The organism is Candidatus Nebulibacter yamunensis, assembly GCF_024208055.1.
Classification (GTDB): Bacteria; Pseudomonadota; Gammaproteobacteria; order Francisellales; family Francisellaceae; genus Caedibacter; species Caedibacter lacustris.
Map to the genome: position 1 here is coordinate 29,031 of NZ_JAMBMW010000005.1, position 12,184 is coordinate 41,214.

At 36.2% G+C, this 12,184-nt stretch carries 11 protein-coding genes; 7 read left to right on the forward strand and 4 right to left on the reverse strand.

From position 1 onward, the window contains the following. Positions 1–70: 70 nt before the first annotated feature. The 7 genes from M1V25_RS03610 to M1V25_RS03640 all read left to right on the forward strand — a co-directional run bounded on the left by M1V25_RS03610 (position 71) and on the right by M1V25_RS03640 (position 8,410). Entirely contained in the window at positions 71–1,318 is a 1,248-nt protein-coding gene (locus M1V25_RS03610; protein WP_116963489.1) for an MFS transporter, read from the forward strand. Positions 1,319–1,446: 128 nt separating this feature from the next. Beyond that, positions 1,447–3,084, forward strand: coding sequence for a peptide ABC transporter substrate-binding protein (locus M1V25_RS03615; protein WP_498842464.1), 1,638 nt, complete (start codon positions 1,447–1,449; stop codon positions 3,082–3,084). Positions 3,085–3,213: 129 nt separating this feature from the next. Beyond that, positions 3,214–4,152, forward strand: a complete 939-nt coding sequence (locus M1V25_RS03620; RefSeq protein WP_116963491.1) for an ABC transporter permease subunit — start codon at positions 3,214–3,216, stop codon at positions 4,150–4,152. 12 nt (positions 4,153–4,164) lie between these two features. After that, positions 4,165–5,100, forward strand: coding sequence for an ABC transporter permease (locus M1V25_RS03625; protein ID WP_116963492.1), 936 nt, complete (start codon positions 4,165–4,167; stop codon positions 5,098–5,100). Between the two features lie 12 nt (positions 5,101–5,112). Next, on the forward strand, positions 5,113–6,093 hold the full coding sequence (locus tag M1V25_RS03630) for an ABC transporter ATP-binding protein (protein ID WP_498842465.1): 981 nt from the start codon (positions 5,113–5,115) through the stop codon (positions 6,091–6,093). Next, positions 6,094–7,077, forward strand: a complete 984-nt coding sequence (locus M1V25_RS03635) for an ABC transporter ATP-binding protein (RefSeq protein ID WP_116963494.1) — start codon at positions 6,094–6,096, stop codon at positions 7,075–7,077. A gap of 109 nt (positions 7,078–7,186) precedes the next feature. Continuing rightward, the gene (locus M1V25_RS03640; RefSeq protein ID WP_116963495.1) at positions 7,187–8,410 is read left to right on the forward strand and encodes an aminotransferase class V-fold PLP-dependent enzyme; all 1,224 of its coding nucleotides are present in this window, start codon (positions 7,187–7,189) and stop codon (positions 8,408–8,410) included. A 6-nt stretch (positions 8,411–8,416) separates the two neighbouring features. Here the strand turns inward: M1V25_RS03640 and M1V25_RS03645 are convergent, their stop codons facing one another. From M1V25_RS03645 to M1V25_RS03660, 4 genes are all read right to left on the reverse strand, one after another. Further along, on the reverse strand, positions 8,417–9,874 hold the full coding sequence (locus tag M1V25_RS03645; protein ID WP_498842466.1) for a MetQ/NlpA family ABC transporter substrate-binding protein: 1,458 nt from the start codon (positions 9,872–9,874) through the stop codon (positions 8,417–8,419). Next, positions 9,852–10,904: a methionine ABC transporter ATP-binding protein gene (locus tag M1V25_RS03650; protein WP_116963497.1), complete on the reverse strand. Its 1,053-nt coding sequence runs from the start codon at positions 10,902–10,904 to the stop codon at positions 9,852–9,854. The genes M1V25_RS03645 and M1V25_RS03650 overlap by 23 nt, the downstream gene beginning before the upstream one ends. Before the next feature lie 136 nt (positions 10,905–11,040). Beyond that, positions 11,041–11,424, reverse strand: coding sequence for a hypothetical protein (locus tag M1V25_RS03655; protein ID WP_498842467.1), 384 nt, complete (start codon positions 11,422–11,424; stop codon positions 11,041–11,043). A 1-nt stretch (position 11,425) separates the two neighbouring features. Further along, positions 11,426–12,175, reverse strand: coding sequence for an MFS transporter (locus M1V25_RS03660; protein WP_498842468.1), 750 nt, complete (start codon positions 12,173–12,175; stop codon positions 11,426–11,428). Between the last annotated feature and the right edge of the window lie 9 nt (positions 12,176–12,184).

Sequence of the window (12,184 nt, forward strand, 5' to 3'; positions counted from 1 at the left end):
GACTTTGCAATGGTAGTCTTGTCTAATATCAAGCCTGGAATAATACTCGATTTTTAAGGAACTTGATCCTATGCGACAGGTATCTGCCAATGTTTCATATCGCTTCTTTTTACAGGCTTACCTATTGATCTTCTCAACAGAATTTATGTTTGCTTTGATTAATCCTAGCTATGTACAATTATTCTTTGACGCAAAATCTCCTTTTAGTAGTTCATTTGCTAATCAGTATAACGCCTCAATTATTTATGGTATTTTTTTACTAGGAGGACAGATCGCAGGGTTAGTTGCAAATATTGTGTGGGGCGTTATTTCAGATCATGTGGGTAGAAAACCTATTGCGACCATCTCAACTGTGGCACTTATTATAACGGCAATCACTGCAATATTGGCAGAACATTGGCAACTGATCACTTTATTTGTGGCGGGGGCAATCTTGGGGCACGCATTGTATGGCATGTTTCCTGTGGTGATTGCCAGTGTCTCTAGTGCTGCATATCAAAGTCAAAGAAAGTTAATTTGGATTGGTCTTTTGCAGTTTTTTACAGGATTAGCATTTGTTATTGGTCCCACTGTTGGTAGTTTATTGATGATTAATTATGCAAACTATATGGCGCCATATTACGTTGTGGTCCTATTAGCAATAGTGATGTTTTTTATCGTTGCAATTGGTTATTATCCTGAGCATTACTATCAGCAGCAAAGGGTAACACACCAAAAGAATGTCTTATGTGATTTGTTGCATTTATTAAAACAAAAAAAGGTTGGTGTTTTGGTTTGGTTGTTATTGCTAGATCAGCTTGCCTGGGGAATGTATTTTCAATTTATTCAACCATTAGCAAAATTAAGCTTAGGTTTTTCAATCAGTGATATTGGTTATTTAGTGAGTTTTATTGGCTTATCATTAATGGTATCAGCGTTGGTATTATTACCTATTTTGCAAAGATTCTTAAATCATAACATGTTATTTATTATTGCTGTGATCGCTATGCTTATAGGAAGCTTTGGTGCTATGCTTATTACTTTTTATCCGCAATTGAGTAAGTTTTGGATTTACGCAGTAAGCTTTATGGTTGCATTTGGTGATATGGTAGTTTTTTCACTATTAGTTGTTGGATTTTCAAATGCGGTACCTTCTGCATATCAAGGCTTTATTTCTGGGGTATTATATACCTTAGCAAAAGGATTTGGCTGGGGTGTATCAGGATTTTTAGGTGGATATTTCATTTCACTGCATATGTTTTGGTCAATGGGGTTTGCAACTATTATGCTTTTAATACTGCTTATTAGTTTTTGTAGCTTTCGAAATATTCGTATTTAAAAACCATTTGAATCTTAGCTAGTAAGAATTTTACACTTTTTCCTTATTTTTCCGTGAAAACTAGATTAAAAAATTTTAACTTAGTGTGATATAGTGTGACATAAAGAAAAATTCTTGGGGAGAGAAATATGAAACATATTAAGTTAATGACATTTATTCTATCTAGTGCATTACTGGTTAGTTGTGGTAATGATAACAGTAGTACAAGTCATTCAGAATTTGCATTAAAAGACAAAGACACATTGGTGCGTGGAAATGCTTTTGAACCTGAATCATTAGATCCTATACATGTACAAACGAATGCAGCAGCTTCAATTTTGTATGACGTTGGTGAAGGTTTGATGTCTGAGGATCAAGCGAATAACCCTGTGCCTGGAGTGGCGAAGTCTTATGAAGTTTCTAAAGATGGTATGACTTACACTTTTTATTTACGTGATGATGCTAAATGGTCTAATGGGGAGTCAATTACGGCTGAGGATTTTGTTTATGCATTTAAGCGAGCAGTAGATCCTAACATGGCATCTGAGATGGCGTATAAACTTGCACCAATTCAAAATGCGCAAGCGATTATGGATGGCAAGAAGCCTGTTTCAAGTCTCGGTGTTAAAGCATTAGATGCACATACTATACAAATACAGTTAGATTATCCAGTTTATTATTTTCTTAGCATTGTAGCCGACCCTATTAGTTATCCAGTTTATAAGGAAGGTGTTGACCAATATGGGCAGAGCTTTTTCCAAGCGGGTAAACTCATTAGCAATGGTGCGTATAAGCTAAAAGAGTGGGTACCTAATGGATATGTTTTAGTCACCAAAAATTCTTATTATTGGGATGCAAAAAATGTTCATATTCAAAACGTTAAATTTCTACCAATCGTTGAGCGTATGTCAGCGTTAAATGCTTATGCTTCTGGGCAAGTAGATTATTTGATGTATGTCCCGTCTGTTAATTTAGATACACTAGAAAAAAAATATGGTGATCAGTTGAAAGCAACTTCTTGGTTAGCATTAGAATATCTTGATTTTAATTTAACCAGACCACCGTTTAAGGATAATAAGGATTTACGTGAAGCATTATCTCTTGCTATTGATCGCGAAGCATTGGTTAAGCAAGTAATACGAGATGGTAGTATTGCAGCTTACAGCTTTTTCCCTGCTGATATAGATGAGGGGCGTTATAAAGATATCAAATATACATGGAGTGATTGGGGTCAAGAAAAACGCTTAGAATTGGCTAAACAACTATACACAAAGGCAGGCTACTCAAAAATTAACCCACTTCGTATATCAATTGAATACAACACAGATGAAAAAAATAAGAAAGTTATGGAAGCGATTGCGCAGATGTGGACACAAAATTTAGGTGTGAAAGTCAACTTGGTAAATTCGGAATTTAAAGTATTTTTAAAAATTCGTCAAACTCATAATTATGATGGTGTTGCACGTGATGGCTGGGCGGCTGATTTTAATACCATTGATAATTTCGCCTCAATGTGGACGTGTAATAATCCACAAAATAATGTAGCATATTGCAATCCTGAATATGATAATTTGATATTGGAAGGGCGAAAGCAATTAATAGTAGATGATGTAGTTTCTTATTATACAAAAGCCTTAAATATCGTACAGAATGATTATCCAGTTGCGCCACTTTTTGTCCACCCAGTTATTCACTTGGTCAAACCATACGTTCAAAATTACAATATGCAAACGAATCACCTTGATCATGTTTATGACAAGTGGTTTTCATTTAAATATCAATCATAAGTAATATAAAAATATGATATTTTTAATTTGTTTTTTTGTAAGCGAAAATACGATGTAAAACTAAAATAGTTTACCATACTGGTAAGCAGTTTATGCGCACATAAAATAAGATGAAAGAGGGAAAATTAAATGTTTGGTTATATAGTGAGACGTTTAGGTGGCGCCATTCCCACCTTATTTGTGGTGGTATTAATTAGCTTTTTAATGGTGCATATGACCCCTGGAGATCCGTTTGCAACAGAGCGTGCACTGCCTCCAGAAGTGTTAAAACAACTTCATCATCAATATCGTTTAGATTTACCGCTTTGGAAACAGTTTTTATATTATTTAAATGATTTGATTCATGGTAATTTGGGGTATTCCTATAAGTATCAAGGCCAATCAATTAATCAGCTTGTTTTTCCAGCAGGTGCTCAAGGTGGTTTTTGGGTGTCAGTACAGTTGGGTATGTTTAGTATTATTTTGGCAAGTATTTTGGGTGTGATTTTTGGTGCTTTCTCAGCGCTTACACGTAATACTAAATTTAACTTTATAGACCACATTATCGGTGTGGTTGCAATGTCGTTTATCTCAACACCTATCGTAGTAACAGCGCCTTTAGCGGTACTTATATTTGCTGTTATTCTAGGTTTGTTTCCGGCAGGAGGCTGGGGGTCGTGGAGCGATATGGTTCTACCTGTGATCGTATTGGCGATCCCTTATATTGCGATTATTACCCAAATTACAAGAAGTAGCTTGATTGAAATCATGAGCTCTCCATTTATTCGTACTGCTAAAGCTAAGGGTTTATCCATGCCACGAATTGTCTGGAGGCATGCGCTTAAGCCTTCACTTATGCCCGTGGTATCTTTTTTAGGACCAGCTGCTGCAGGGATCTTAACAGGTTCGGTTGTTGTGGAAACTGTTTTCACAATTCCTGGTATTGGCGTTCAAGTGGTACAAGGTGCAATAAACCGTGATTATAATCTTGTCTTGACCTTAACGATTATTTATAGCTTATTGGTGATTTTATTTAACTTAATTGTTGATATTATATATGCCTTTTTAGATCCAAAAATTCGTTATTAGGGAGAAGCGATCATGGCAAAAAGTTTCACAGTTGAACAAAAAAAGAAAAATGCAAATTTCTTAGAAGAGGTCGCTAATACTTCACATGAGCAATCGTTTAAGGGTAGGAGCCTTTATTATGACGCTTGGGAGCGTTTTAGAAAGAATAAAATAGCGATGATTAGTCTTATGATATTAGGATTAATCGTGTTAGCAGTGATTGTATTACCTTGGTTTTCACCTTATACCTATGCTCATCAAAACCTAACAGAGGTTTATCAAGCACCAAGTTCTAAGCATTGGTTTGGTACGGATAGTTTGGGACGTGATGTATTTACCAGAGTAATGGTTGGCGGACGTGTGACCTTGCAAATTGGTTTGGTGGCAACCCTCGTTAGTGTGATTATTGGTACATTAATAGGCGCTACAGCGGGATTTTTTGGAAATAAAATTGATAATATTTTAATGCGTATTGTCGATGTGCTTTATGGCTTACCATTTATGTTCTTTGCAATCTTATTGGTCACACTTTTGGGGCGCAATTTTGTGTTGGTGTTTATTGCCATTGGTGCGGTAAGTTGGTTGGATATGGCACGTGTTGTGCGTGGACAAACCTTAAGTTTAAAGAGCAAAGAATTTATTGAAGCAGCTTATGTGTGTGGCGTAAAAGAGCACACTATCATTACCCGTCATATTGTTAGAAATCTAATTGGTATTATTGCTGTGTATATTACATTAACTGTACCTGTTGTGATTATGGTAGCCGCATTTTTAAGTTTTTTGGGGTTAGGCGTCCAACCACCAATGACAGATTGGGGTGGACTTATCAGTGATGGTGTACAGGTCATTGCTTTCAATTATTGGTGGCTACTTATTATTCCTTCAATTTTCTTAACTACGACCTTGTTATGTTTTAATTTTGTCGGTAATGGTTTAAGAGATGCACTTGATCCACGTGAACATCGTTAGGAGGAAAGAAATATGTCACTATTAGTCGCAAAAGATTTAGAAGTAAAATTTAAAACCAACGATGGACTCGTTAGTGCAGTTAACAAAATTAGCTTTAGCTTAAACCAAGGCGAAACTTTAGGAATCGTAGGAGAATCAGGTTCAGGTAAAAGCCAAACCGTTTTGGCATTAATGGGGTTATCAGCTTCAAATGCAGTGATTTCAGGGTCGGTTAAGTTTGATAAAGAAGAGCTAATTGGAATGCCAATAGCGGCATTAAATAAGGTTCGTGGGGATAAAATATCCATGATTTTCCAAGATCCAATGACCTCGTTAAACCCTTATCTTACAGTTGAAAATCAATTAAGTGAAACCCTGATTACCCATCGCAATTGCTCGAAAGCGGAAGCTAGAAGAAAGGCGATTGAAATGTTAGATGCAGTACATATTCCAGATGCCAAGAATCGTATTAAGTTATACCCACATGAATTTTCAGGTGGGATGCGACAACGTGTGATGATTGCAATGGCTTTAATGTGTCGACCTAAACTGTTAATCGCAGATGAGCCAACAACTGCGTTAGATGTAACTGTTCAAGCACAAATTTTAAAGCTATTAAAAGAATTGCAAAATGAATTTAAAATGGCAACGATTTTGATTACTCATGATATTGGTGTAGTTGCAGGTGCTTGTGATCGGGTGATGGTGATGTATGGTGGTTCAGCTGTTGAGTCGTCAGCTGTAGATGATTTATTTATATATAGTCATCATCCTTATACTAAAGGCTTAATGGCTGCAACGCCTCGCGTTGATATCCCAAGTACACGTTTACAAGCCATTCCCGGGGAACCACCTGATTTATCTAATTTACCACGGGGCTGTGCGTTTGCACCAAGATGTGCATTTACATTGACAACGTGTGCGATGCAAAAACCTACTTTGAAAAATTTAGACAAGGAAAATACACATTTAGTTGCATGTTTTTATACACAACAACGATTGGAGACAGTATAGATGAGCACTGCAGAAGCATTATTGACGATTGAAAATTTAAAAGTATATTTTCCACTTAAAAAAACTTGGCCTTGGCAACAGACAAGATTTGTTAAAGCAGTTGATGGTGTATCATTTGAGGTTAAAAAAGGTGAAACATTGGGTATTGTTGGTGAGTCTGGTTGTGGTAAATCAACCTTAATTCGTGCTGTTGTAGGTTTAGTGGGGGCTACAGAAGGTAAAGTCGTGTGGGCAGGCAAAGACTTAACTGCATTAAAAAGTAAAAAATCTTGGCAACCCGTACGTAAAGAAATTCAAATGATCTTCCAAGACCCTTTTGCTTCACTTAATCCGCGTATTACTATTGGTAATATTATTGCGGAACCCCTAAAAGTGCATGAACCACATTTGTCAGTATCACAAAGGCGTGAACGTGTTGAGCAGATGATGCGGATGGTAGGTTTGTCTCCCAAACATATTAACCGTTATTCTCATCAGTTTTCAGGTGGTCAATGCCAGCGTGTGGGTATTGCTCGTGCCTTGATTTTAAAGCCTTCTATCTTGGTTTGTGATGAGCCTGTAAGTGCTTTAGATGTTTCAATTCAAGCACAAGTGGTAAACCTATTAAAAGAGTTACAACAAACGCTTGGGTTGACAATTTTATTCATTGCCCACAACTTAAGTGTGGTAAAGCATATTTCCGATCGAATTATGGTGATGTATTTAGGTAATGTAATGGAAGTTGGTGAATCTAAGTCTTTATGTGATTCTCCTCAACATCCTTATACGAAAGCATTATTGTCAGCTGTACCCTTACCAGATCCAGCGTTAGAACGAAATAAACAAATTCAAATTTTGGAAGGTGACTTGCCTTCGCCTATTAATCCACCATCAGGATGTGTGTTTCGTACACGTTGCCCATTAGCAGATGAGATTTGTGTTAAAGAGAAGCCTAAACTTCATGAAGTCACCAACGACAGAAAAGCTGCATGTATTAAGATATAAACGGGGTAAGTAATGTTGAAATAAGTTAATTAAAAATAATTGTTTAGAGCAACATTTTTTTTGATTACAATATCTTAATAGATAAGACTTAAGAATGATGTGAATTTTTATGTTAGACATTCAAAACATTCGTCGCGATTTCCCCTTTTTAAAACAAATGGTTCATGGCAAGCCAGTTGTTTTTTTAGATACAGGCGCATCAGCGCAAAAACCAAATGTAGTGATTGATGCCGTTAAAGAAAGTTATACCAATGACTATGCGAATGTTCATCGTGGTGTGTATTATCTTAGTGATCAAGCCACTGAAAAATATGAAGGTACGCGCAAGGTCGTACAGAACTTTCTCAATGCAGAAAAGCTTGAGGAGATTATTTTTACAAAAGGCACAACCGAGTCGATTAACCTGGTGGCAAGCTCACTATTAGATGATTATTTTGAAGTTGGTGACGAAATTCTCATCACCGAAATGGAGCACCATGCCAATATCGTACCCTGGCAATTAATGAGTAAACACAAGCCGTTAGTGATTAAATATATTCCTGTGACAGATAAAGGCGAGCTTGATTTGTCGGCTTTACCTTCACTTTTAAAAGCTAAAACCAAACTTATTTCTTTAACACATTGTTCAAATGTGCTCGGTACGATAAATCCAATTAAAGAGATTATTCAACAAATTCGTCAAAACTATCCTGATATTGCTATTATGGTTGATGGTGCACAATCGATTGTTCATCAAAAAGTCGATGTACGTGATTTAGATTGTGACTTTTTCGCTTTCTCATCTCATAAGCTTTATGGTACAACAGGGGTAGGAGTACTCTATGCTAAAGAAAAATGGCATTGGCTTATGTCACCTTATCAAGGTGGGGGAGATATGATTAAACTTGTTACGATGCAGCAAACGACTTTTGCTGATCCTCCCTATAAGTTTGAAGCAGGGACACCTGATATTATTGGTGTGATTGGTTTGTCAAAAGCAATAGAATATGTGCAAGGCGTTGGAATGGATAATATTTCTGCACATGAACAAGCATTATTACAATATGCAACAAAATCTTTAAAAACCATTCCAGGTTTGCGAATTTTAGGTGAAAGTGAACACAAGGCAGCTGTCATTACATTTGTCATTGATGGCTTTCACGCTAATGATTTAGGGACTTTGTTAGATTTGTCTGGGATATGTGTACGCACAGGACATCATTGCGCACAGCCGTTATTACAACGCTTTAATGTGCCTTCTACGGTGCGTGCTTCATTTGGTATTTATAATACTCAAGAAGATGTAGATGCCTTGATAAAAGGACTGAATAAAGCAATGAAAATGTTGAACTGATGACGTTTACCAAGCAGGAATCGCAGCATCATCTGGATAAAGTTTTTCAGCTAATTTTTTGACCTGGGGAGATTGGTAGGCTTGGATAAATTTCCTTAATAGAGGATTATTTTTATTATTGTCACGAATGACAATAATATTAGCAAAAGGCGAATCTTTAGACTCAACAAAAAGGGCTTGTTTTAGCGTTAAATTTGCTTTGGGTAAAAAATCATTGTTAATCACTGCAAGGGTTACACTACTTAAGTTATTTGGTATTTGGTCGGCTTGTAATGGAATAATTTGCAGTTTATAAGGATTATCAGTGATATCGCTTAGCGTTGCTTTCCAACTTGCTCCAGGTTTAAGTTGTATGAGTCCTGCATCAGCAAGTATCATTAAAGCACGACCTCTGTTAGTTGGATCATTTGGGATGGCTACTTTAGCCCCCATAGGGACTTCTTTCAGTGAGTTGATCTTAATTGAAAAGACGCCCATAGGATAAATAAAGGTTTTTCCAATTTCAGTCAGCTTATAGCCAAACTCTTTTATTTGGTTTTCTAAAAATGGGATATGTTGAAATACATTAGCATCAATATCACCATTATTTAAGGCACGATTAGGAAGATTATAGTCGCCAAATGAAACAAGTTTAACATTTAAACCATATTCATTTTTGGCTACTTGTTGTGCCATTTCCATGACCTTTTGCTGCTCAGATGATTGTGCATAACCAACAGTAATTATATTTTTATTTTGTGTGTCCTGATAAGCGTTATAGCCAATTTGTGCAATTGAAGCTAACACTAAGATGCCAGCAAGTACCCACATACTGGTAAGTTTTTTCGTATTTGTTAAGTAATTACCATAAGATTGACATAATTGCACTAAAACAATGAGTAAGATGACACCACCATATAACAAGAAATAATTGCCATTGTTATAACCTTGGAAATAGGTAAGGTCACCAAGTCCACCACCACCAACGATCCCAGCCATTGCAGAATAACCAATAAGACCAATAGTAGTTAAGGTAGCTGAATCTACTAATAGCGTTTTGGCTTCAGGTAATAAAACTTTAAAAATGATTTGCAGTTTAGTGGCTCCCATAGCATTGGCTGCTTCGATAAGACCTTTATCTACCTCTGAGATGGCTGACTCGGTTAAACGTGCATAAAATGGTAGCGCTGCTATGGCTAAAGGCACAATTGATGCAGTTGTGCCAATTGTCGTGCCAACGATTATTTTTGTTATTGGGTAAAGCAATATCAATAAAATAATATATGGGATGGAACGCGTGATATTCACAATAAAACCAATCACTTGGTTAAACAAACGGATGCTTAAGTTTTGTTTGTTGTGTGATAAATACAGAAGCACACCCAATATTAAACCGCCAATTATTGCAATAGCAGTGGCAATAAATACCATATAAATGGTTTGCCAAGTTGCAAGTGCCAAACTAGAAAGCATTGATTGTAGCATAACCGATTACCTCGATTTTGATTTGTTGTTGATGCAAAAAGCCTAATGCCTTTTCCCAGTTATCTTTCTCACCTAACATATGGCAAATAGTGATCCCAACTGATTGAGCTTGAATACGTTCGATGTTGGCCTGAATAATGTTACAAGAGACTTTAAATTTGCTATTTAGCTCAGCAATCACAGGTGTAGTAATACTGTCTCCTAGAAAAGTCATTTTGATAACAGGAGATAAGTGTTCAGCCTGATAAGGGTCATTGTAAAGTTTGCTTTGAATTTCTTCAGGTAATTTCAAGTGCATGCTATTTTCAGTAAAGCTTTTGGCAATAGCGGTTTTGGGGCTTAAAAAAAGCTCTGTAACGGTTCCAGTTTCTTGAATTTCACCTTCATCAATAATTGCTACCTGATCACAAATTTTACGGATAACGTCCATTTCATGCGTGATTAAAATGATAGTAAGGTTAAGCTCTTTATTTAGCCTTTTGAGCAGCGTTAGAATTTGATCTGTTGTTTCAGGATCAAGCGCTGAAGTCGCCTCATCACATAAAAGCGCAACTGGTTCTGACGCTAAAGCGCGTGCAATAGCAACACGTTGTTTTTGACCACCACTTAACTCATCTGGATAACTACGTGCTTTTTGATCTAAACCAACTAGTGTTAATAATTCATTTACTTTGGTGTGAATTTTGTCCTTGCTAACATGTTGCAATTCAAGTGGAAAAGAAATATTGTCATAAACCGTCCGTGAAGACAATAAGTTAAAATGTTGAAAGATCATACCAATTTTTTGACGTGCTTTTCTTAGCTTCTCATTTGAAAGCTTGGTAATATCTTCACCATTAATCAAAATATGACCTTCGCTTGGAGCTTCGAGCAAATTAATACATCGAATAAGTGTACTTTTACCAGCGCCGCTTTTACCAATAATGCCAAATACTTGACCATCTTGGATTTTAAGATTGATTCCTTTAAGGGCAACATGACGAGCATGCTTGGTTAGGTATTCTTTTTTTAGATTTTGAATTTCAATCATCCTATTTTTCCACCTCTTTTTTATAAAAAATTAAATATAATTCGATTTGAATAATTTTTTGTCACACCCTTAAAGTTGAAGTGGTTAAAAGTATAATGCTATTATTTAGCATGTGCTATTCCAATTGCGAAGCATTTTATTGGGTTTGATGGCGAGGGAATTTGCGATGAGTATAAGCAATAAGAATAATAATACTCAAAACTGATAATATGGTAAAACTGATTGGCATTGAGAGCGTATCACTTAATGGCAATATCGTTATAATTGCAGTGATTAATGAAGCAGTTCCCATTTGAAAAAAACCCATCATTGCGGATGCTGAACCTGCAGTTATGGTAAAAGGTGCCAAGGCTTTAGCAGTAGCAATCGGTATGACAAAGGCAATACCAGTGAAAAGAATAATAACGGGAATTAGTAAACTATATAAATGTACTATGTCAAATAGCATAAAAATTAACAGCAATAATGCGCCACAAAGACTAATTAACATGCCAACAAGTAAAATGCCATTTTGACTCATTTTATGGCAAAGATAAGTGCAAAATGTTAATTACAATGCCAGGTGCCTCAACCAAACAGCTATAAACCATCCCAATATTTAAACCTAAAATACATAAATAGACAAAATAGCCGCGTGTACGATATAAGCTCCAATAATTAATGACAAATTTGTATGGTCGTGTAGCACCATAATTTTTTTGCTTTAAAGTTTCTGGAAATAACCAGATAACAAAAATAAGCAAAATAATTGACAGCACAAATAAAACAATAAAGTTAAATTGCCAAGGCACAAAGGTTCCAACGATTGCACCAGCACCTGGTGCAATTGCAAAGGCAGTATTCATCTTGGCAAACACTTTACCTTGATCTTTTTGCAAAAAAGCATCTCTTACGGCAGCGCTAGAAATAACAGCCCCAGCACATGCACCAAACCCTTGTAAAAAACGAGCAAAAATCAAAATCACAATATTAGGGCTCATCAGACAAATTGTAGAACCAATAAGGAAAATGACAGAACCAATAATCATAATTGGCTTACGACCAAAACGATCTGAAAACGGACCATATAGGATTTGACTGATAGAATAACCTAAAAGATAAAAAGTAATCGTCAATTGAACATTATGATAGGGAGTGTTGAAGGCTTCAGCAATACTTGGTAATGAAGGTGCATAAATGGTATCACCAAAAGGACCTACTGAAATCATCAATACCAAAATAAAGAGTGATGGAGTGATAAAAGCAGCAGCCTTACTTGTTGTTTGATTCATCTTTTTACT